Source organism: Actinoalloteichus sp. AHMU CJ021 (assembly GCF_002895405.1).
Classification (GTDB): Bacteria; Actinomycetota; Actinomycetes; order Mycobacteriales; family Pseudonocardiaceae; genus Actinoalloteichus_B; species Actinoalloteichus_B caeruleus.
This window is the reverse complement of the sequence record NZ_CP025990.1, coordinates 5634767-5656444: the sequence shown is the minus strand read 5'-3', so window position 1 is coordinate 5656444 and position 21678 is coordinate 5634767. Positions and strand designations below refer to the sequence as shown.

Below are 21678 nucleotides of genomic sequence, written 5' to 3'. Positions count from 1 at the left end.
ATTCGGCACGACGCCAGGGGAAATGCGGCCGAAGTCCACACCTGTCGTTCAACGATAAGGTCGAACGCATGGCAGTTCTGATCCGGAACGCGACCCAGCCCGTCACCGGGACTTCCCTCACCGCGCTCCTGCCGCCCACCACCCGCCTGCTCGGCCTCGGCGAGCCCACCCACGGTGTCGAGGTCTTCCCCGAGCTGCGCAACGAGCTCTTCCGCCACCTCGTCGAACACGAGGGCTACCGCTCCATCGCAGTCGAGAGCGACTGCCTGGCCGCCCTGGTCGCGGACGCGTACGTCACCGACGGCACCGGCACCCTCGACGACGCGATGAGCCGGGGCTTCAGCCACGGCCTCGGTGACTCACCCGCCAACCGCGAGCTCGTGCGCTGGCTGCGAGCCCACAACGAAAGACGGCCGCCGCACGAACGGGTCCGCTTCTACGGCTTCGACGGGCCCGTGGAGATGACCGGCGCCGCCAGCCCCCGCCCAGCTCTCACCGCGCTGCACGACTACCTCGCCTCCCATCTCGACCTGGCCCACAGCCGCGAGACGCTCGACGAGCTGCTCGGTCCCGACGAGGACTGGACCAACCCGGCCGCCACCACCGATCCCACGCGGTCCGTCGGCCGCACCCCCGAAGCCCAGGAACTGCGCCTGATCGCGGACGACCTGGGCGTGCTGCTCACCGCGCACGCGCCCCACCTTACGACGGCTGGCTCCCACGACGACTGGTGGCGCGCCGGCCTGCGCGCCCGCGCCGCGTCCGGACTCCTGCGCTACCACGCGGGCATGGCAGACACCACGCCCACCCGCGTCGGCACACTGATGTGCCTGCGCGAGACGATGATGGCTGACAACCTCCTCGCCCTCGTCGACCGCGAGTCCCTTCGCGGCCCCACTCTCGCCTACGCCCACAACCGCCACCTGCAGAAGGACAGGAGCCGCTGGCTGCTGCCGGAGGGCTGGGGGTCTCTCGCGGGCCGAACGCTGGAGTGGTGGAGCGCCGGCTCGATCACCGCCGCACGCCTCGGCGACCAGTACGCCTTCACCGCCACCGCCTTCGGCACCCGGGGCTCCGACGTTCCCCGGCCCGACAGCCTCGAAGGGCTGTTGTCGACCCTCCCCGACGCCCGCACCGTCGTCGATCCCGCCCGTCTCGCCTCGGCTCTCGACCGGGAACCAGCGCCACGCGTCCCGGCTGACCACACCTACTTCCCGCTCGACCCGGCCACCACCGACCAGACCGACGCCATCATCTTCGTCCGGGACATCTGAGGCGCCCCGGTCGCGGTGACCGCTCACGGCTGTGCCTCGGAGGCGAGGCCCCTCGTCAGGTAGGGCGGGCAGCGCGGGCACCCCGGGTGGCCGGGGGCGCAGCTTCGTCCTCGACAGGGCGACTCGCCTCGTCACCGGCGCCCCGCGACCAGACGACCGGCCGCGACCAACCCCGCCGCCCGGTTCCCGGACAGCGCCAGCCCTGACCGGAACAGCTGTGGTGGATGGCCTGGTCAGAGCACCTGTTGGCCGATCAGGACCACGGCACCGATGCTGGCCAGCGCCATCGCGGCGGTGCGGGAACGTCGGCTGTCGAGGGCTCTGGAGACGCGGCGGGCGAGGAGCACCCCGGCCAGGGCGGCGGGCAGCAGCCACAGGGTGTGCTGGAGGGTGGTGATCTCGACGTTGCCGGCGACGGCGAGGGCGGCGAGGCTGAGCAGGGAACCCACGAGGAAGAACCCGCTCATCGTGCCTCGCAGACGGGGGCCGGCCATCCCCTGCCAGACCATCGCCATCGGCGGCCCCCCGATGGACGTGGCGGTGCCCATCAGACCGGAGACCGCGCCCGCGAGGGCGACGGCCCGGGTGGTGGGGCGTGGCGTGAGGCCCCCGGCGGTGGCGACCACCCCGAGCAGGACGACCACTCCCACGGCGACCGCCAGCGCCCGGGCGGGCAACGCGGCGACCAGGGCGGCACCCGCCACCGTTCCCACGACCCGGCCGCCGAGGGCGATGCCGGTCCCCCGCAGGTCGACGTGTTGCCGGTCCAGCACCAGGACGGTGGCGGTCACCCCGGTCGCGAGCAGGATCAGGGTGACGGGCACGAGTGTGGGATCGACCAGGGCCACCACCGGGGCGGCGAGCAGGCCCAGTCCGAACCCGATCGAGGCCTGGGCGAGCGCTCCGAGGAGGACGACCGCGCTGAGCAGCCAGAACTCCGCGCCGCTCATGGCGGAGCCGGGGTGGGTCCCAGCGGGTGGTGGCACCACCCCCGGTGATCTCCGGTGCCACTCGGGGCACCGGACCGGGTGGCCGGCGGTGGTTCCGCCTCCGCGCACACCGTCGTCGCCCGGGGGCAGCGGGTGCGGAACCGGCAACCCGATGGCGGGTCCATCGGAGACGGGATCTCCCCTTGGAGCACGGTCCGCCGCCGGCCGTCGCCGGTGAGGTCGAGGGACGGGGCGGAGGACACCAGCGCCGAGGTGTAGGGGTGGACCGGGCGGTCGAGGACCTCCTCGGCCGGCCCGTGTTCGACGACCCTGCCCAGGTACATCACCGAGACCCGGTCGGCGACGTGGCGGACGACGGAGAGGTCGTGGGAGATGAACAGGTAGGACACCCCCAACTCGCGTTGGAGGTCGGCGAGCAGGTTCAGCACCTGCGCCTGCACGGAGAGGTCCAGCGCGGACACCGGTTCGTCGCAGACGATCAGGTCGGGGCCGAGGGCCAGCGCGCGGGCGATGCCGATGCGTTGCCGTTGCCCGCCGGAGAACTCGGTGGGATAGCGGTGGGCGTCCCCTGGGCGCAGGCCGACGAGGTCGAGCAGCTCGCGCACCCTGGTGTCCCGGCGAGCGCCCTCGGGGGCGATGTCGCGGTGGCTGCGCCACGGCTCGGCGATGATCTCCGCCGCCGTCATCCGGGCGTTCAGGGAGGCGAAGGGGTCCTGGAAGACCATCTGGACGCGGCGCCGCCAGGCGCGCAGGGCGCGGCCGCGCAGGGTGAGCGGGTCGATGCCGTCGAAGCGGAGGGTGCCCTCGTCGGGCCGTTCCAGCAACAGCAGGACGCGGGCCAGGGTCGACTTGCCACAGCCGGACTCGCCGACGAGACCGAGGGTGCGGCCCCGTTCGACCCGCAGGTCGACGCCGTCGAGCGCGGTCAGGCGCGCGTTCCCGGTCCTGTTCCTCGCGACGCGGAACGACTTGCGCAGGCCGGTCGCCGCCAGCAGCGGGGCGGGCTGGTCCGAGGGTGGGGACACGTCAGTCACTGGCGAGCTCCTCGGAACGGTGGCAGGCCGCCGCGCGGGACGGTCCGGTGGGACGCGGTCGGGGGCGCTCGGCGGCGCAGACGTCGGCGGCGAGCGGGCAACGGCTCTGGAACACGCAGCCGGTGGGGATGGAGCCCAGCTCCGGTGGGCTGCCGGGCACGGCGTGCAGCGGTCGCCCCTTCGCGGCCCGCTCGGGCACGGAGTCGAGCAGCCCCCGCGTGTAGGGGTGGCGGGGGTGGGTGAACACCTCGGTGACCGGTCCGGTCTCCACGACGTGCCCGGCGTACATGACGGCTACCTCGTCGGCGTGTTCGGCGACGACGGCGAGGTCGTGGGTGATGAGGACGAGGGCCATGCCCTGCCGGGCCTGGAGGTCGGCGAGGAGTTCCATCACCTGGGCCTGCACGGTGACGTCCAGGGCCGTGGTCGGTTCGTCCGCGATGAGGACGTCGGGTTCCAGGGCCACCGCCATCGCGATGAGCAGGCGTTGGCGCATCCCCCCCGAGAACTGGTGCGGGTAGGACCGGGCTCTGGCCCGGGGTTCGGGGATGCCGACGCCGTCCATCAGTTCGACGGCCCGCTCCCGTGCCGCCCGCCGGGAGAGTCCTCGGTGGATGCGGAAGGGTTCGGCGAGTTGGGCGCCCACGGTCCGCACCGGGTTCATGGCGGTGAGCGCGTCCTGGAAGACGATGGACAGGACGGGCCCGGCGAGCCTGGCGCGCTGGGAGCGGCTGAGCCCCAGGACCTCGGTCCCGTTGACGTGGGCGGTGCCGCCGGTCACGCGGGCGACGGGGTCGAGGAGGCCCACCACCGCCTGAGCGGTCATGGACTTGCCGCAGCCGGACTCCCCGAGTAGGGCGAGCGTTCGCCCCTTGTGGACGCTGAAGCCGACTCCGTCGACGGCGCGCAGCTCGCCGGTCGGTGTGGTCAGGTCGACGGTGAGGCCCTCGACCCGCAACGCGGGTGGCGGTGCGCCGGGTTCCGGTTGGCGGGCGGGCGGGGCGGTGGTCGGGGTCATGGGGTGCCCTCTCCGGTGGTGGCGGGCCGCCGGCGGCGCCCTCGGGGCAGGGTGAGCCGCCAGCGCTGGGCGGGGTCGGTGGCCAGGCGCGCCCAGGCGGCGAGGATGGTGGCCGAGACGGTGGTCATGACGATGGCGACGCCGGGGAGCACCGCGATCCACCAGGCGGTCTGGAGGTACTGACGCCCCTGGGCGACCATCAGCCCCCAGCTGACCTCCGGTGGTTGGATCCCGATGCCGAGGAAGCTCAGCGAGGATTCGGTGAGCATCACGAAGCAGAAGTCCAGCGTCGCGACGGTGAGCAGCGTCGGCAGGACGATCGGCAGGATGTGCCGCATGATCGTCGCTCCGGAGCGGGTGCCGAAGGTGCGGGCCGCGTCGACGAACAGCCTGCTTCTGATCTCGGCCGACTCGGCCCGCGCGGTGCGCAGGTAGATGGGGACGCGGGCGATGGCGAGGATCAGCACCAGGTTGGCGACGCTGGGTTCGAACACGTAGAGCACGACCACGGCCAACAGCAGGGACGGGAAGCTCAGGATGACGTCGGCGACCCGCATGGCGACGCTCTCCCGCCGGCCGCCGTGGTAGCCGGCCCACATGCCGACGGCCGACCCGACGACCAGTGAGCACAGCACGGCGGGCACGGCGACGGACAGCGTGGTCCCCGCGGCTTCGATGAGGCGGGCGAGCACGCTGCGCCCCAGGACGTCGGTCCCCAGCAGCCCGAAGAACCCGTGGTCGAGGGAGGGTGGGCGCAGTGAGGCGTCGAGGTCCTGGCGGATGGCCCGGTCGCCGATCAGCAGCGGGCCGAGCAGCGCGGTCAGGAGGACCAGGGTGAGCACGACGGCCGCGCAGACCGCGACCCGGTCGCCGCCGAGCAGGGTCCACCAACGCGGTGGGCCGGTGCGCGCGCCGGACGGGTTCCGCCGACGTCGTCCTCCCGGTGTGGTGGTCATGGCGCCTCCTCGGCTCAGGCCGGCACGGTCTGGCGGACGCGCGAGTCGAGCAGCGCGTAGCAGACGTCGATCAGGATGTTCAACGCGAAGATGGTCAGCGCGGTGATCAGCACCGCGGCCTGGAGGACGGCGAAGTCTCGTTGCAGGATGGAGTCGATCATGAGCTTGCCGATGCCGGGCCACCCGAAGATGGTCTCGACGACGACGGCGCCGTTGACGAGTCCGATGGTCAGGTCGCCGGCGACGGTGAGGGCCGGCATCGCGGCGTTGCGGAGGGCGTGCCCGAACACCACGCGCTTCTCGCTCGCCCCCTTGCTCCGGGCCACCTTGGTGTAAGGCGCGGCCAGCGCGGTGACCATCGCGCCCCGGACGACCTGGACGAGTACGCCGAAGGGGCGGATGAGCAGCGTCGCGATCGGCAGGATCCACACCTCCGGGCCGCCGCTGACGCCGGAGGTGGGAAGCCATTCGAGCGTCACCCCGAAGACGAGCACGCCCATGATCGCGAACCAGAAGTCCGGGATGGACGCGGCGGTCATCGACAGGATGCTGGCCACCCGGTCGGCCAGCGAGTTCGGCCGGTAGGCCGCGGCGCAGCCGAGCAGGACGGCGCCGGCGATCGCGATGAGCATGGTCACGCCGGCCAGTTGGAGTGTCGCGGGGAAGGCGGCCAGCACCATCTCGGCGGCGGGTTGCCCGGTCCGCAGCGACTCGCCGAAGTCGAGGACCAGCAGGGAGGTCAGGTAGTCGGCGAGCTGGGTGACGATCGGCTGGTCGAAACCGTGGGCGGCCGCGAACTCGGCGCGTTGTTCGGGGGTCGCGCTCAAAGGCAGGTAGAGGTTGACCGGGTTGCCGGTCAGGCGCGCGAGGCAGAACACGCCGAGGACGACGAAGACGAGGGGGATGGCGCTGGAGACGACGCGGCGCCGCAGGAACGTCAGCATGTCAGCGTGCCTCCTCACGTGCGGGGCGGACCTCGGCGAGGCGGAGTTCGTCGCCGGTGGCCGCGTTCGGTTCGTAGTGGATCGACGGGGACCGGCCGAGCAGCCCGCGCATGTGCGCGAGGTGCGTGTACTGGACGAGGGTGTCGTTCTGGTGGGCGAAGATCGCGGCGAAGGCCTCCTGCCGCGCGTCGTCGGACAGCTCGCCGGCCTCGGAGATCAGCTGGTCGAGTTCGGGGCTGCCGAAGGTCGACTGGGGTCCGTCGCTGAGCAGGTACTGGCTGGTGGTGAAGGCGGCGTCGCCGGCCTGGTTGCCGTGCATGACGAGCAGCGCGACCGGGCCGACGTCCTCGGGGAAGGGGCGCAGCTGGTACTCGAGGTGGGCGGCGGTGTCGGCCATCTGGATGCGCACGTCGAGCCCGACCGAGGCCAGCTGGTACTGGATCGCCTCCGCGGTCTCGGCGACCCGCGGGAACTGGGCGTTTCGCGCGATGAGGGTGATGCGCCGGTCCACGGGTACCCCGTCGGCGGCGGCCTCGGCGATCAGGGCCCGGGCCCGGTCCGGGTCCGGCGGGTCGATCGGCAGGTCCGGGTTGTGCCCGACGACCCCGTCGGGGACGAGTTGCGCGGCCGGGTCGGCGAGTCCGTCGAAGAGGGTGTCCACGATGGCCCGCCGGTCGATCGCCAACCCGATCGCCCTGCGGACGCGGATGTCGTCGAGCGGCGCCTCCCGGCCGTCGAGCCGCAGGGCGGTGGTCTCGTTGTTGGGGTAGGCCACCGAGTTGTCCTCGGTCGCGTCCTCGGGATTGAGGGCGGTCGAGAGGTCCGCCTCCCCGTTGTTGATCATGGCGGCGCGCACGCTGGGTTCCGACCGCCACACGTACCTGGCCCGGGGGTAGGCGGGCGGCTCCCCCCAGTAGTCGTCGTTGCGGCGCAGGGAGATGGACACCCCGGTCTCCCACCGCTCGATCAGGTAGGGGCCGGTCCCGACCGGTTCCCGCACCTTCGCCTCGGTGCTGGTGGTGCGGGGGACGACCTCGATGAAGCTGAGCCTCAGCGGCAGGATCGGGTCGGGGTCGGTGGTCGTGACCGCCAGGCGGTGCTCATCGACGACCTCGAGTTCGAGGCGCTCGTCCCCGAAGACGTAGCCGTCCACGTTGCACGCCAGGTCCGAGTTCACCGCCCGATCGATGGAGAAGGCGGCGTCCTCCGAGGTCATGGTCGTCCCGTCGTGGAAGGTGACGTCGGGGCGGAGGTCGAGTTCCCACGTGGTGGGAGTCCGCTGCCGCCAGGTGGTGGCGAGCAGGGGTTCCAGCTCCCCCGTCGTGGGATCACGCTCGATGAGGGGTTCGCTGATGTTGGACCGGACCACCACACCGGTGTCGGTCAGGGAGGCCTCGCAGGGTTCGAGCGTGGGAGGTTCCTGGGCCAGGACGATCCGGAGCGTGTCGCCGGCGTCCCCGGTGTCCCCGCCTCCACCGCTGTTCGCGACGGCGCACGAGGTGGCTGCGAGGATCGCGACGGCCAGCGGCACGACGACGGATGCGGGGGAACGGGTGCCGCGCGGGAGAGGAACGGAAGACGGCATTGTCTCTCCGATGGTCGGACGGTCGCGTCCGGAAGCCGCGGCCCGGCGCGGGGTGCGCGGGCGGGAATGCGCCGTGCCGTTCGTCTATGAACGCGGATCCGGTCTGCATTTGTAGACGCAGACGGTAAGTGGGCCGTTGCGGGGCGTCAAGAGGTCACGTCGCGGGTCTCCGGCAGGGACAGCAGGGCGCGCAACGCGGGGCTGGCGTGCTCGGTCCGCCAGAGGCAGTGGGTGCGCACGACGTCCGGCGCCAGTCCGTCGATCTCGGTGAACTCCAGGTTGGGCAGGCGCAGCCGCGCGGCGGACCTGGGCACGACGCCCACGCCGAGCCCGGCGTCGACCAGCGCCAACAAGCTGTTGACCTGCCCGACCTGCTGGACGTAGCGGGGTTCGACGTGCGCGTCGTGGAACACGCTGACGACCAGTTCGTACAGGTAACGGGCGTCCACCGGCGCATAGGTGACCACGTCGTGCCGGCCGATGTCGGCCAGCGTCGGGGGACGTCCCAGCACGCTGAGGGGATGGCCTCGGGGACAGGCCAGGACGAGGCTCTCCACGTGGACGCAGCGGGCGCTGATCAGCTCCGATGCCGGGACTCCCCTGGCGAGGCCGAGGTGCAACCGCCCGCCGAGCAGCGCGTCGACCTGGTCCCTGCTCACCATCTCGGTGAGGGTCAGCTCGACGTCGGGCAGGTGGGCGCCGATGGTCTTGATCCAGGACCCGAGCACCGTGGTGGCCGACACCGCGGTGAACCCGATGTGGAGGTTCCCCGCCGTTCCCCGAGCGGCGTTCCGCGCGGCCAGGGGGGCGGAGCTGGCCAGGCCGAGCATCCGGCGGGCGTCGACGAGGAGGACCTCCCCGGCCGGTGTCAGGCCAACGGCCCTGGCGTCCCGGGTGAACAGCTGGACGTCCAGGGCGTGTTCCAGCTTGCGGATCTGGCGGCTCAACGGCGGCTGCGTCATGTTCAGCCGCGCCGCCGCCCTCCCGAAGTGCAGCTCCTCGGCGACCGCGACGAATCCCCGCAGCTGGTCGAGGGTGAACCGGGGGGACATCGCGCCTCCATACCAGGAAGGTATCGTCACATGCCACATTCGACTTGGACAGGTATCGGCGCGAATCCTACCCTCGGGTCAGCCCTTCGAGCCTGGAGTCGACGATGACCCTGTTCGCCCCCGAGGAGCTGAGGTCGACCCTCGGCTCGGGACTGCTCTCCTTCCCCGTCACGCACGCGCGGCCGGATCTCTCCTTCGACGAGGACGCCTACCGGGACCACGTGTCCCGGCAGGGCGAGTACGAGACCTCCGGGGTGTTCGCGGCCGGTGGCACCGGAGAGTTCTTCGCGCTCACCCCCGAGGAGGTGGGTCGTGTCGTCCGGGCGGCCGTCGCCTCGGCGCCGGACGGCAAACCCGTGGTCGCACCGGCTGGTTACGGCACCGCGCAGGCGGTGGCGATGGCCAGGGACGCCGAGGCCGCCGGCGCGCACGGCGTGTTCCTGCTGCCGCCCTACCTGACGGAGGTCTCCCAGGAGGGACTCGTCGCGCACGTCAGGGCCGTGTGCGCGGCGACCGACCTGGGGGTGGTGGTCTACCACCGGGCCAACGCGGCCTTCGGTTTCGACGCGGTCCAGCAACTGGCGGCGGACTGCCCGAACTTCGTGGGGTTCAAGGACGGCGTCGGCGACATCGACCTGATGACCCGCATCCACGCGAGGCTGGGCGACCGCCTGTTGTCGGTCGGCGGCCTGCCGACCGCCGAGACCTACGCGCTGCCCTACCTGGAGATGGGGGTCACCACCTACTCCTCGGCGATCTTCAACTTCCTGCCCGAGTTCGCGCTGGACTTCTACCATGCCGTGCGGGCGCGGCGAGCCGAGGAGGTGTACCGCCGGCTCGCCGAGTTCGTCCTGCCCTACCTCGACATCCGGAACCGGCGGGCCGGGTACGCGGTGTCGATCGTCAAGGCGGGGCTCTCGGTCGTCGGGCACCCGGCCGGTCCGGTCCGACCGCCGCTGACCGACCTCACCGACGCCGAGCGGGACGAGCTCGCCCGGCTCGTGGACCGGGTGGTCGTTCGGTGATCACCCAGGGGGCCGCCGTCGCCGGCGCCCCGGGCGGCGTCCGGTGACGCCGGTCGGGTCGGTGCCGGTGGTGACCGGCTACCGCGTGGTGCCCGTGGCCGGTCGGGACAGCATGCTGCTGAACCTGAGTGGCGCCCACGGGCCCTACTTCACCCGGAACCTGGTGGTGCTGACCGATGGTGACGGTCGCACCGGGGTGGGCGAGGTGCCGGGTGGTCCCGCGATCACCACGACGCTGGAGGAGGCCCGTGACCTGGTCGTGGGCAGCCGGGTCGCGGACCACCTGGCCACGACCCGGGCGGTCGGCGACCGCTTCGGCGGGCTCGACGGGCCGGGACGCGGCGGTCAGACCTTCGACCTGCGGGTCGCGGTGCACGTGCGCACCGCGATCGAGGCCGCGTTGCTGGACCTCCTCGGCCAGTACCTCGACCTGCCGGTGGCGGCGCTCCTCGGCGACGGTCGGCAGCGGGACCGGGTCGAGACGCTCGGGTACCTCTTCTTCGTCGGTGACCGCACCCGCACCGACCTGCCCTACCGGCACGGCGACCCCACCGGTGACCCGTGGTTCGAGGTTCGTGACCGGCCCGCCCTCGACGCGGCCGGCATCGTCGCGCAGGCGGAGGCGGTGTCCGCCCGGTACGGGATGACCCACTTCAAGCTCAAGGGCGGCGTCCTGCCGGGGGACGAGGAGGTTGACGTCCTGCTGGCGTTGGCCGAGCGGTTCCCGGACGCCCGCCTGACGTTGGACCCCAACGGCGGGTGGTCCCTCGCGGACGCGGTCAGCAGGGGCCGCCGCCTGCGGGACGTCCTGGCCTACGCGGAGGATCCCTGCGGCGCGGAGCGCGGGTACTCGGGTCGGGAGGTGCTCGCCGAGTTCCGGCGGGCGACCGGCCTGCGCACCGCGACCAACATGGTCGCCACGGACTGGCGGGAACTGGGCCACGCCGTGCGGTCGGACTCCGTGGACATCCCGCTGGCCGACCCGCACTTCTGGACGATGCGCGGATCGGTGCGGGTGGCCCAGCTCTGCCAGGAATGGGGTCTGACGTGGGGGTCGCACTCCAACAACCACTTCGACGTCTCCCTGGCGATGTTCACCCACGTCGCGGCCGCCGCGCCCGGCGAGATCACCGCCATCGACACGCACTGGATCTGGCAGGACGGTCAGCGGCTGACGACCGATCCGGTCCCGCTGGTCGACGGGCACCTCGTGGTGCCGGACCGCCCCGGGCTCGGGGTCCAGCTGGACCTCGACGAGGTGGAGGCGGCGCACGAGCTGTACCGCGCGGAAGGCCTCGGCGCCCGGGACGACGTCACACCGATGCGGTACCTCGTCCCGGGCTGGTGCTTCGACCCGGGGCGGCCCGCGCTCGACCGGCGGCCCGCCGCCGGGTAGAACGGTCCGACGCCGGCACCACGGCGAACCGGAGCGCCGCCCCCCTGCGACCAGGAGTTGCGATGACCTCACCACCGGAGGGCCGCGTCGTCCTCCAGGTCTGCCCGCTGCTGCCCACCCTCGAGGCGGCGTTGGAGTCCCACCACCGCACGGTCCGGCTGCACGAACGGCCTGACGCCCGGGCCTGGCTCGCCGACCACGGCGACGAGGTCGCGGCCGTGGTGACCAGTGCCCGGGTCGGTGCCTCCCGTGACCTGGTGGACGCGCTGCCCCGGCTCGGCGCGATCGTGCACTTCGGAGTCGGCTACGAGACGACCGACGTCGCCCACGCCCGCTCCCGGGGAGTGGACGTCAGCAACACGCCGGACGTGCTCACCGACTGCGTGGCGGACCTCGCCGTCGGCGCGTTGATCGACGTGATGCGCCGGCTGTCCGCCGCCGACCGCTACGTGCGCCGGGGTGAGTGGACGCCCGGGTGTTTCCCCCTGACGACCAGGGTCAGCGGTACCCGGGTGGGGATCCTGGGCCTGGGCCGCATCGGGCGGGCGGTGGCGACCCGGCTCGAGGGGTTCGGCGTGGAACTCGCCTACCACTCGCGGCGCCGGGTGGCCGGGTGCTCCTACCGCTACGCCGGCTCGGCCACCGACCTGGCGGCGGGAGTGGACGCCCTGGTGGTGACCACCTCGGGGGGCTCCGGGAGCAGCGGGCTGGTCTCGGCCGAGGTCCTGGACGCCCTGGGGCCGCGCGGGTTCCTGGTGAACGTCTCCCGGGGTTCGGTGGTGGACGAGCCGGCCCTGGTGGAGGCGCTGGTCTCGGGGCGGTTGGGCGGCGCCGCGCTGGACGTGTTCGCCGACGAGCCGCACGTGCCCGCTCCCCTGCTCGACCTGGACTCGGTGGTGCTGCTGCCCCACATCGCCAGCGCGACCCGGGAGACCAGGGAGGCCATGGGCGACCTCGCCTTCCGGAACCTGCGGTCGTTCATGACGACCGGCTCGCTGGTCACGCCCGTGCCCTAGGCGTTCCCGGCCCAGCTGGGCGGTGTCGAGGCGGGAGGGCGCCCTGGGGAGGGTGTGACCTGCCCGGGATAACCCACGTCACCCCGAAGGCCCCACGTCCCGCCGCGACACCGGGGGCCACGGTCCCGGGCGGGCGGACCGCCGCTTGTCCACGGCCCGTTCCGACGCCGGTGTCGTCGGGGTGTGGTGGACGAGGCCGACCACCCCCGTCACGCGACCAAGGCGGCGCCAGCGGCTACCCAGATCCCGTAGGCCACACCCAGCGGCACCCCTGCCCGGACAGCCGAGCACACCGGGACGGCCGGCGCGCACCAGGACGGGCGGAAACAGCCGGGTGCGCTCCTCGGACGGGTGCCGGGTGATCGTGGCCCGCGCGGTCGTGGACCGCCGCCCCCGTCGAGAACCAGTAGGGCACGGGTCAGCCCCCTCTCGCGGCACGCCCCCCGAGGTGACGGGCCAGGAACCGCTCCAGGGTGCGGTAGAGCTCGATGTTGCTGTCCGGGTTGACGAACCAGTGCCCCTCGCGTTCGTTGAGCAGGTACTCCACCTCAGCCCCTCTGGCACGCAACGCCTCGGCGACCCGGTCGGCGTGACCACGGTCGACCCTGACGTCGTTCGCTCCGTGGATGAGCAGCACCGGTGCGGTGATGTCGTCGACCCGGTCGATGGGCGAGCGGGCGGTCATGTCGGCGACCTGCTCCGGATCGTCCGGGTCGCCGATGTACCGGATGAACGAGTTCCGCACGCTCCGCCGGGCGAAGGGCACGACCCCCCTGACGAGCTCGACCAGGTCGGACATCCCGGTGTAGCTGATCGCGGCGGCGAAGCGGTCCGGGGTGAACGCCGCTCCCACCAGTGCCGCGTACCCCCCGTAGGAGCAGCCGTAGATCGCGACCCGGTCGCGATCGGTGTACCCCCGCGCGATCGCCCAGTCCACGGCGTCGAGAACGTCATCGTGCATGCGACCGGCGAACTCCCCGATCGCGGCCCGCGTGAACGCCTTGCCATATCCGGTCGAGCCCCGGAAGTTGACCTGCAGCACCGCGTAACCCCGGTTGGCCAGGAACTGGACCTCGGGGTCGTAGCCCCAGCAGTCGCGGTACCAGGGCCCACCGTGCAGCAGCACCACGGTCGGCAGGTCGCTGCGCTCCACCCCCACCGGCAGCGTCAGGTGGCAGGGCAGGTCCACACCGTCGCGGGAACGCACGGAGACAGGCGCCATCGGCGCCAACCGGGTGGGGTCGAGGTGCGGGTAGGGGCGGAACAGGCGCCGGGCGGTGCCGGTGGCGTGGTCGTAGGACCAGGTGGCCCGGTGCTCGCGGTCATGGGTGAAGTCCACGACCCACCGCTGCCCCGCGTCGTCGCACGACACGTGGGCGAGGTCGCCATCGGACAGCTCCGCCAGCCGGGGCAGGACCTCGGCGAAGTGCGGGGCGAGGGCGTGGATCTCCTGCCGCTCGCCCAGGTAGCGGACGCCGAGCAACTCCCCGGTGGCCGGGTGAACGATCAGCGAGGACGGGAAACGGGGATCGGCCTCGGGGCGGGGGGTGTCCAGGTCGAACAGCGGGTGGCTGTCCACCCCCGTCTCCTCACCGGTGTCCAGGTCCAGCCGGACCAGCCGGGTGCGGTCCGAGCCACGGGCGGAACCGATCCACAACCCCGCCCCGTCCGGGGTGGGGACCTGGGGGAAGGGCCCGAAGAGGTGGTCGAGACCGGAGAACCGGCTGATCAGGCGGAACTCCCCACCATCGCGCTCCCAGAGCAGGTGTGTTCCGTCCTCGGCCATGCCGAAGGCCAGGATTCGTCCCGTCGACGTGCGCAGCCAGCCGAGGACGTCACCGGGGTTCTCGGCGAGCGGGGTCAGCCGGCCGGTGTCCAGGTCGAGCTCGTGCAGGTCGACCAGGTCGGGGCGGCGAGCGTTGATCTGGACGAAGACCGACGCGGGCCGATCGTCACAGCACTGCGTGTTGAGCACGCGCGCACCGGGGAACGGGGTGAGGTCGACCGCGGGTTCCTCCGGGTGGGCCGGGTCCACGCGGTGCAGGTGGTGGTTCTCGTCGCCGTCGGAGTCCTGGAGGTAGAGCAGGTAGCGGGAGTCGGCGCTCCAGAAGAAGGTGTCGATGCTGCGGTGGTCGTCGGAGGTGAGGCGCCGGACCGTCGGGTCGTCCGGGTCGTCGGTGTCGGGCCAGTCGCCGTCGAGGTCACGGGCGAACACGTTGAGCCGGTCCCGCCACGGTGCGCGGTAGGCGACCGTCCTACCGTCCGGGGAGATCCGGGCATCGATGCGGGCGGGTGGGGCGAAGAACTCCTCGACGGTGATCAGGTCGGGCCCGGGTGTCACGATTCCACCTCCGAAGATCGCGGTGCTGGTACCTCCATCCACAACCGTGCCGCCGCGTCCGGCTCAAGCCCATGCCGGGTGCTCCGCATCACACCTCGTGCCGATGTGGACGGGTGCGCCCGGCTCGAACGCCGCACCCCGACGGGGGCTCCTCCCTGATCGACCCCAGCACCTCCCCACCCGGGACCCGGCCGAGCGACGCACCCGGCGACGCCAGCCGCCCCCGCCCGCCGGTCGGAGTCCGGCGACCGCGTGTCCTGGTGGGCGGTCCGGTGGCACGACCGCCGACCGTTCCCCCGACGCCAGGCCCCAGGGGTGGCCGACCGCCCGGCGCGGGCGACGACGGGCGCCCAGGAACCGAGGGTCGGCCGCGAACGACTCAGGGCATGCGCGCCCAGAAGTCGAGCTGGTGGTCGGCGGCGTAGTCGACGCCGCCGATCCGGTCGGGCGCGAGGGACTGGACGTGCCCGGCGGAGTGGTCGGGCCACGGCGGCAGGTCCGGGTGGGTCGGGTCGCCCCGGGTGGCGAAGGTGGCCCAGTACCGGTTCATCCGTTCGGCGAAGGCCCGCTGCTCCCCGGTCAGCGCGGGAGCACCGGCGATGTCGAACTGGTAGGCCAGCTCCGCCGCGTGGTAGGCGCCGAGCGGGAAGTCCGGGACCGGCACCAGCGGGGGCGCGTCCTGGTCGGCGAACTCGTAGAACCACGTCGGGGCGTGGGCCGCGACGGCACGGCCCAGTTCCCAGGTCGGCCACGCCCAGGCGCGGTCGGTGCTGATCCGCGCCCAGGCCAGGCCCGGTGTCGGGTAGCGCTCCGGCGGGTACCGTCGCGCGACCTCCGCCGCCGCGTCCCCGAACGCCTCGGCCAGCAGGGCCGGGAAACGGTCGGCGGTGACCGGGCTGCCGACGAGGTCGGCGAACACGCCGACGAAGAAACGGGCCTCGTCACGGGCGGCCCCCACCAGCAGCGGCACCCGGTGGAAGCGCCCGGCGGGCAGGGCGGTCGCCGGTGACTCCGGGAGGGTGGCGCTGCCGAACGCCGGTCGGATGAAGGCGTCCGAGACGGTGAGCAGCTCGGCGACCGGAACGCGCCGCAGCTGGTCGAGCGCGGAGTCCGGCGAGCTGCCCGGCTCGACCCAGCCCCGGTCGAGGGCGACTGCCGCTCCCAGCTGGTCGAGGTCCTCGGCCCCGGTCCAGCGCGACGGGAGGGCCGGGACCCCGGGGATCAGGACGTTGGCCGGGGTGGTGGTGCCCAGCACGGCGAACGGGCTCTGGAGGACCGCGCGGTGGAACAGCCCCTCGGACGCGGGTGACACGAGGTGCGCGGCGATCATCAGGGCCCCGTAGGACTCGCCCGCCAGCGTCACGTTGCCCGGGTCGCCGCCGAACCGGCCGATCTCGTCCCGCACCCAGCGCAGCGCGGCCTGCTGGTCGAGCAGACCGAAGGTCCCACCGTCCCGGAGTCCCGGATGGCCGAAGCACCCGAACACCCCGAGCCGGTACTGCGGCGTGACGACCACGACGTCCCCGGTGACGGCCAGTCGGTGGGCGTCACGGCCGGCCACGCCTCCGTTGGTGCCCCCGCCCCCGTGCAGCCAGACGATCACCGGGCGCCCGTCCGCCCCGTCGGGTGCGGTGACGTCCAGCGTCAGGCAGTCCTCGTCGAGGGAGGGGGCCTCGGCGAAGGACCGCGCCACCTGCGGGGCCGGCGACGCCGGCCGCGTGGCGTCGCGGACCTCGGTCCAGGGGGTTATCGGGCGGGGGGCACGCCACCGCAGCTCCGCGAGCGGCGGCGCGGCGTAGGGAAGGGCGTGGAACGAGGAGTGCCCGTCGAGCCGGCGGCCGCGCACGGGGCCCGTGCTCAGGTGGACCAGGACGTGCTCGGTCATCTCCGGTGCTCCTTCGTCACGGCGGGACGGGCCCCGCCGACCGGGAGGGGATGGCCGGCCCGGGGTGTTCCACCACGCGGAGCACCCTCCACCGAACCAAGCCTGAACAATACGAACATATTGTCATGCAAGCACATGCCGCCGGTGGCCGTCATCCCGGGACCCCCGATCCACCTCCCGCCGTCCCGCGAGGGTCACCCTCCGGACCGGCGATCACCCGGACGACGACCGAGCGCAGCACGTCCCGCGCCGGGAAGGCGTCGGCACCCGAGAACGCGACCTGGTCCGCCAGCCCCCGCACGGTCGCCAGTACCGCGCGGGCGGCGAGCTCGGGGTCCAGCGTGGTGCCCACCTCGCCCCGGCGCACCCCGTCGACGACGACGTCCGTGACATGGCGGAGGAGGTCACCACCCGACCTCCTGGCCACCTCGGCGAGGCCGGGGTGGTGCGTGGCCTGGAACCACAGCGCACTCCGGACGCGGTACTCGACCTGACGTTCCTCGTCGAGCGGCAACAGCTCGACGAGGCTGTCGACCAGCACCTCCCGAACGGGTCTCCCGGCGGCCTCCAGGGAGCGCACCCGTTGTCGCACGCGTTGCCCGAGTCGGCTCGTCGCGTCGTCGTAGGCGTAGCGCAGCAGGGCCTCCTTCCCGCTGAAGTAGTGCTGGATCAACCCGACGGAGACACCGGCTTCGGCCGCGACCCTGGAGAAGGACACCCCCGCGATCCCCTCGGCGGCGAGCAGGCGCTGGAACGCCAGGGCGATCTGGGCGCGGCGCTGGTCATGATCGACGATGCGTGGCACGTGTTTATCATATGCTCGTATCGAAACAGGGCTCGTTGGGGCCGGTGCCGGTCAGGTGCCGATACGGAGGCCGAGCCCACGTCCCCGGAAGGGAGCCACCCGTGCGCTCGACGCTGCGCGACGCCCTCAGCACCGCCCTCAAGGCCCGCGACCGGGTCGCGATCGCCGCGCTCCGCTCCGCGCTGGCAGCCATCGACAACGCCGGGGCCGCCCCTCTCCCACCCTCGGCGCCGAGCGGGCCTGGCGTCGCACCCGACTCGGTCACGAGTGAACACGTCGCCGGAACGACCGCGGGTGCGGGCTCGACGGAGGTGGACCGCCGTCAGCTCACCGCCGCCGAGGAGCGGACGATCGTGGAGAACGAGGTACGGGAACGGCGGGAGGCGGCCGCGGAGTACCAGCGCGGGGGGCGGCACGAGCACGCCGACCGCCTCCACGCGGAGGCCGAGGTGATCCAGCACCACCTGTCGGCGACCAGCTGAGGAGGAGGGCGCACCGCGAACTCCCGTTCCGCACGACGCGGCGCTCGTCAGGAGGGGCGGCGGATCGGTTGGCCCCCGGCCCGCCCACTCCCGTGGCCAGCACCCGGCCGGCAGGGCCGAGAACGCCGGGCCCCTCACCCCCGTGGGTAGCGCCACCACTCGGCGGGCCGGTGACCGCCAGGCCGCTCGCCGCGGCGGACGCTCGCGGTCGGGGGTCCACGGAACCGCTGCCCTAGTCGCGCTCGCGGCGTCCCCGGGCCAGCTCGGTGCCCAGCGCGTCCAGGCGCTGGTGCCAGAAGTGGCGGTACCGGTCGAGCCAGTCGTCGATCTGGCGCAGGGGCTCGGGGTCGACCGAGTACAGCCGTCGGACCCCCTCCGCCCGGACGGTGGCGAATCCGTTCTCCCGCAGCACCCGCAGGTGCTGGGACACGCCGGGCTGGGAGATGCCGAACTCGCGCTGCACGACCGCCCCGACGGCGCCGGCGGGGAGTTCCCCGTCGGCGAGCAGCTCGAGGATCCGGCGCCGGACCGGATCACCAAGGACGTCGAAGGCGTGCACGCGGCCAGTATCCGCCGCCCGCCCGACATCAATCAACGGCGATGGGCATCCGGGCCACCCGGACGACACCGCCGCTCCGCCGGAGGGACGGGCGACCGGTCCCGGCTCGGACCTCGCGCCGACGGTTCCCCTGGGCCGGTGACGAGGAGGTCCAGCACCTCGGCCGAGCACGAACCGATCCGCGCCACGCCACGAACCAGGTCGCCCCTCGACGCACGGGAGGCTCCGCGTCCACCTCGGACGATCACTGTTCCCCGACTCCCCGGTCACCAACGGTGACAGCGCACGATCCCGCCCGAAACGCCGAGGTCATCGGGCAGAATCCGGATACGCGACACGCGCCTCGTCCGTCTTCCTCACTACCGGGAGTGGCCCGCATGCACTGGCTCATCTGGATCGCGGGCACCATCGTGCTCGTGGCGGCGGGCGTCGGCGCGACGCTCTTACCCCAGCGGAGGGCCCGCGCCCTCCGCCGCCGAACCGCGTGGTCGACCGCGCGGACGGAGATCGCCCGCGCCACGGTCAGCCGGGACGCCACCCCCGTTCGCGTCGAGGAGGCCGAGCGACTGCTGGCCAGGGCGGAGCTCATCGCGGCCGACCGGGGCGGCCCGGATGCCGCGGCGACGACGGCCGAGTACGCGCGGCGCGCGGACCGGCTGTGGCGGGAGGCGTCCGGTGACTGATCGCCCAGCGCGTGCGTGGTCCGAATGGTTGCGTTGGGGCGCGCTCGGTGTCGCCGTGGTGGTCCTCACGATCTTCCTCGTGGTCCAGGGCCGCACCATCGACGTCAGTTACGGGCAGTCCCCCTCCTCCTCAGACCCCGTCCCCGAGGGAGACGCCGGGGAGCTGAGCGACGCGACGGTCCCCTCCGTGGAGGAGATGACGCGGATGGTGGCGGACGACCACATCGTCCGCCTTCCCGGCTCGGTCGCCCACATCGACGAGGACCGGGTTCGGGCGGAGATCGGCGGCACCGACTCCCGGGTCCTCATCGCCCCACCCGGCCTCGACGAGGACGAGCGAGGACGGGTCCGGGACGTCGAGAACGCCACGGTCAGGGTCATCGGCACCGAGGTCACCGGCGGCTTCTTCCAGGTCGTTCCCAACGACTTCGACGGCTGGCGGGAGGTGTTCGGCACCGGGGACGTCACCAGCCTGGTCACCCGCCTCCTCCGAGAGCTGCGGGACGAGGAGAACGAGGACGGCGAGGACGGCGAGGACGGCGACGGCATCGCCTGGCGCGAACCGACGGCGGAGGAGCTCGGCCCGGTCACGGCGGACCTGCGGGAGACCGGGCTGCACACCGCCGAGGGCAGCACGATGGACTCCCTCCCCGAGGCGACCGCCACGGCGTTCCCCGACGGGGACGCCCTCTACGCGGTCTTCCCCCAGCAGGAGTGGGGCCAGCCGGTGCCGGAGTACGGCCCGGCGCTGGCGGCGGAGTTCCCGGGCCGCCCGATCGTCGTCATGTACGGGGCGTGGGTCGAGTACCACGGTCCCGATCAGGAGGAGTTCGCCCAGGTCGTCGCGGCCGGCCTCTACGGGCAGCTCACGGAACGGCTGAGCAGGTACGACTACCCGCAGCACAACGTGCTGCACGCCTACCTGAACCGGGTGACCGACGTCCGCTACGCGGGCCTGTTCGACCGCCCACTCCCCTACCAGCCCTTCGATCCGCTCCGGGTGACGCTGCCAGCGCTGCCGTGGATCTTCGCCGCCTGCGTCCTGGTGTTCCTCGGGCTGTCGGTGCGGTCCGTGCTGCGACCGGTGACCCGCCCGAGGAAGTACCAGCGGGGGCACTCGGCGGCCCGGCTCGCCGGCCTGACCGCGCTGGCCATCGAGGTGTCGGCGCTGACCGGTCGTGACGGGAACGCATCGCTGACGCGGGGCCTGACCGCCCTGGAAGGGGCGAGGAAGGCCCTGGACGACAAGCTGCCGGACCAGCACGTGCAGACGCTGCTCACCCAGGCGGAGGCCGAACTCGACGACACGGCCCGCGCGGTGGGCCGCACGGACTACCGCCCGAACGTCTACCTCCAGGGCAGGCTCGCATGATGAAGCGGCTCGGCACCTTCCTCGGCACCCCCTTCGGCCTCGCGCTGCTCGCATGCCTCGGCCTGGCCGGGTGGGCCCTGTGGTCCGCCGGCGCCGGGGACATCGCGAGCCCCGTGGCGAGGCAGGTGCGCACCTCGTCGGTGTACGCGGCGCCCGGCTACGACCTCGACCAGGAGCGGGCCGAACGCATCCTCGGCAACCGACGCGTGGTGGTGGCCCTCCTCGAACCGGAGGCGGACATGCGCGCCGCCTGCGGGAGCGTCAGGGGCGCCGCCAACGGCAACGTCGTGCTGTTCCTCAGCCCGGACGCGGACGGGGAGAAGTTCGACCACTACGGGTGCGCCCTGCTGCCCGACGGGGACGGCGAGGGGTTCGGCAAGAATTTCGTCGCGGAGATGCGAATCGCCACGGGGGTGGGGCAGTTCGTGGACCAGCCCCTGGAAGCGCTCAAGGTGGTGGCGGTCAACTACGACCAGCTCGTGAAGTCGGGTACGGTGCCGGACGGCGCGCGGGCGATCAGCCCGTCGTTGCCCCGCTACCTGGTCGCGGCGGCAGCACTGAGCGCGGTGGTCGTCGGGTCGACCGGCGTGTACCTGATGTCCCTGCGCGCTGGCCGGCTCGCGGCCAGACGTCAGCGACGTCGGGACGCGGCGCGGGACAAGCGCAGTGCGCTGAGCGCGAACGCGGCCGTGCTCGCCCAGCGGATCATCGACCTCGACGGCCGCATTCCCGCTCCCCGCAGGTCCGACCTGGCACCGGAACGCAGCCGGCGCGGGAGGATCGCCAACCGGTACCGCGCCATCGCCTCGGACTACGCGGTGCTGCTCCGCCGGATCGCGGAGGCGGACGCGCGCGGCGAGAACACAAGCCGGGACCTCGCCTCCCGGGTGGACGAGCTCAGCCGCCGGTGCGGCCACCTGGAACGTGAGATCGCCCGAGGTCGTTGACACTCGCCGAACCCGCCGGCCCGCCGACTGTGGCCCCTGACGGGCGTCGGCGGGGGCCCGCCACCACCCGGCGCGACGAGGCAGACCCGTGGCAGGTGGCGTCGGCGGACACGTCGACACCCGGGGGCTGGGTGCGTCGCCCCGTGCTGGGGGCGCTCGACGGGGTGCGAGCCCCCGAGGAATCACCCGGCACGCGTGAAGGCCGCGCACCTCGGGGGATGGCGGGTGTGGTCCTGGTGCTCGGACCCGGTCCCCGCCGGTCGTCCAGGTGGGGTGGCCGGTACCGGTGCCCGGGCCGGCACGGTCTCCGGCACCGCCGCCAGCCCCGCTCCGCCGGGTGGGGTCTCGGCCGGA

General features: G+C 73.0%; 19 protein-coding genes. 8 read left to right on the top strand and 11 right to left on the bottom strand.

The features are described 5' to 3' along the window. Window positions 1–68: 68 nt before the first annotated feature. Window positions 69–1274, top strand: coding sequence for an erythromycin esterase family protein (locus tag C1701_RS23845; protein WP_103056654.1), 1206 nt, complete (start codon window positions 69–71; stop codon window positions 1272–1274). 233 nt (window positions 1275–1507) lie between these two features. On the opposite strand, the gene C1701_RS23840 is transcribed toward C1701_RS23845, so the two are convergent. The 7 genes from C1701_RS23840 to C1701_RS23810 all read right to left on the bottom strand — a co-directional run bounded on the left by C1701_RS23840 (window position 1508) and on the right by C1701_RS23810 (window position 8813). Next, window positions 1508–2224, bottom strand: a complete 717-nt coding sequence (locus C1701_RS23840; RefSeq protein WP_103057166.1) for a sulfite exporter TauE/SafE family protein — start codon at window positions 2222–2224, stop codon at window positions 1508–1510. After that, on the bottom strand, window positions 2221–3258 hold the full coding sequence (locus tag C1701_RS23835) for an ABC transporter ATP-binding protein (RefSeq protein WP_337661915.1): 1038 nt from the start codon (window positions 3256–3258) through the stop codon (window positions 2221–2223). Before C1701_RS23835 ends, C1701_RS23840 begins: the two co-directional genes overlap by 4 nt. After that, on the bottom strand, window positions 3251–4276 hold the full coding sequence (locus C1701_RS23830) for an ABC transporter ATP-binding protein (RefSeq protein WP_026418159.1): 1026 nt from the start codon (window positions 4274–4276) through the stop codon (window positions 3251–3253). Before C1701_RS23830 ends, C1701_RS23835 begins: the two co-directional genes overlap by 8 nt. Further along, complete coding sequence (locus tag C1701_RS23825) at window positions 4273–5232, bottom strand: ABC transporter permease (RefSeq protein ID WP_103056652.1); 960 nt, start codon at window positions 5230–5232, stop codon at window positions 4273–4275. Before C1701_RS23825 ends, C1701_RS23830 begins: the two co-directional genes overlap by 4 nt. Window positions 5233–5246: 14 nt before the next feature. Beyond that, entirely contained in the window at window positions 5247–6176 is a 930-nt protein-coding gene (locus C1701_RS23820; protein WP_026418160.1) for an ABC transporter permease, read from the bottom strand. A gap of 1 nt (window position 6177) precedes the next feature. Further along, the gene (locus C1701_RS23815; RefSeq protein WP_103056651.1) at window positions 6178–7761 is read right to left on the bottom strand and encodes an ABC transporter substrate-binding protein; all 1584 of its coding nucleotides are present in this window, start codon (window positions 7759–7761) and stop codon (window positions 6178–6180) included. 146 nt (window positions 7762–7907) lie between these two features. Continuing rightward, entirely contained in the window at window positions 7908–8813 is a 906-nt protein-coding gene (locus C1701_RS23810) for a LysR family transcriptional regulator (protein ID WP_103056650.1), read from the bottom strand. A 104-nt stretch (window positions 8814–8917) separates the two neighbouring features. Here C1701_RS23810 and kdgD point away from each other — a divergent pair, with 104 nt between their 5' ends. The 3 genes from kdgD to C1701_RS23795 all read left to right on the top strand — a co-directional run bounded on the left by kdgD (window position 8918) and on the right by C1701_RS23795 (window position 12250). Beyond that, on the top strand, window positions 8918–9838 hold the full coding sequence (gene kdgD, locus C1701_RS23805; protein WP_026418163.1) for a 5-dehydro-4-deoxyglucarate dehydratase: 921 nt from the start codon (window positions 8918–8920) through the stop codon (window positions 9836–9838). Window positions 9839–9908: 70 nt separating this feature from the next. Continuing rightward, window positions 9909–11234 carry an enolase C-terminal domain-like protein gene (locus C1701_RS23800; protein ID WP_245588735.1) on the top strand — a complete coding sequence of 442 codons (1326 nt, stop codon included), beginning with the start codon at window positions 9909–9911 and terminating at the stop codon, window positions 11232–11234. 62 nt (window positions 11235–11296) lie between these two features. Beyond that, the gene (locus tag C1701_RS23795; RefSeq protein ID WP_030228106.1) at window positions 11297–12250 is read left to right on the top strand and encodes a 2-hydroxyacid dehydrogenase; all 954 of its coding nucleotides are present in this window, start codon (window positions 11297–11299) and stop codon (window positions 12248–12250) included. A 418-nt stretch (window positions 12251–12668) separates the two neighbouring features. On the opposite strand, the gene C1701_RS23790 is transcribed toward C1701_RS23795, so the two are convergent. The 3 genes from C1701_RS23790 to C1701_RS23780 all read right to left on the bottom strand — a co-directional run bounded on the left by C1701_RS23790 (window position 12669) and on the right by C1701_RS23780 (window position 17281). Continuing rightward, the gene (locus tag C1701_RS23790; RefSeq protein ID WP_103057165.1) at window positions 12669–14591 is read right to left on the bottom strand and encodes a S9 family peptidase; all 1923 of its coding nucleotides are present in this window, start codon (window positions 14589–14591) and stop codon (window positions 12669–12671) included. A gap of 379 nt (window positions 14592–14970) precedes the next feature. Continuing rightward, window positions 14971–16476, bottom strand: coding sequence for a carboxylesterase/lipase family protein (locus C1701_RS23785; protein WP_103056649.1), 1506 nt, complete (start codon window positions 16474–16476; stop codon window positions 14971–14973). 151 nt (window positions 16477–16627) lie between these two features. Then, window positions 16628–17281, bottom strand: coding sequence for a TetR/AcrR family transcriptional regulator (locus C1701_RS23780; RefSeq protein WP_051313745.1), 654 nt, complete (start codon window positions 17279–17281; stop codon window positions 16628–16630). A 101-nt stretch (window positions 17282–17382) separates the two neighbouring features. On the opposite strand from C1701_RS23780, the gene C1701_RS23775 reads away from it, so the two are divergent. Further along, complete coding sequence (locus C1701_RS23775) at window positions 17383–17763, top strand: GatB/YqeY domain-containing protein (protein WP_103056648.1); 381 nt, start codon at window positions 17383–17385, stop codon at window positions 17761–17763. 232 nt (window positions 17764–17995) lie between these two features. Here C1701_RS23775 and C1701_RS23770 read toward each other — a convergent pair whose 3' ends face one another. Next, a complete protein-coding gene (locus C1701_RS23770; RefSeq protein ID WP_035291667.1) occupies window positions 17996–18322 on the bottom strand; it encodes an ArsR/SmtB family transcription factor in 327 nt (108 codons plus the stop codon). Window positions 18323–18699: 377 nt separating this feature from the next. Here C1701_RS23770 and C1701_RS23765 point away from each other — a divergent pair, with 377 nt between their 5' ends. Genes C1701_RS23765 through C1701_RS23755 form a run of 3 tightly spaced genes read left to right on the top strand, consistent with a single transcriptional unit; the run spans window position 18700 to window position 21324 of the window. Next, window positions 18700–19005, top strand: a complete 306-nt coding sequence (locus C1701_RS23765; RefSeq protein WP_026418169.1) for a DUF6403 family protein — start codon at window positions 18700–18702, stop codon at window positions 19003–19005. Continuing rightward, window positions 18998–20377: a hypothetical protein gene (locus C1701_RS23760; protein WP_337661914.1), complete on the top strand. Its 1380-nt coding sequence runs from the start codon at window positions 18998–19000 to the stop codon at window positions 20375–20377. The genes C1701_RS23765 and C1701_RS23760 overlap by 8 nt, the downstream gene beginning before the upstream one ends. After that, window positions 20374–21324, top strand: a complete 951-nt coding sequence (locus C1701_RS23755) for a hypothetical protein (RefSeq protein ID WP_337661913.1) — start codon at window positions 20374–20376, stop codon at window positions 21322–21324. The genes C1701_RS23760 and C1701_RS23755 overlap by 4 nt, the downstream gene beginning before the upstream one ends. Window positions 21325–21678: the final 354 nt, after the last annotated feature.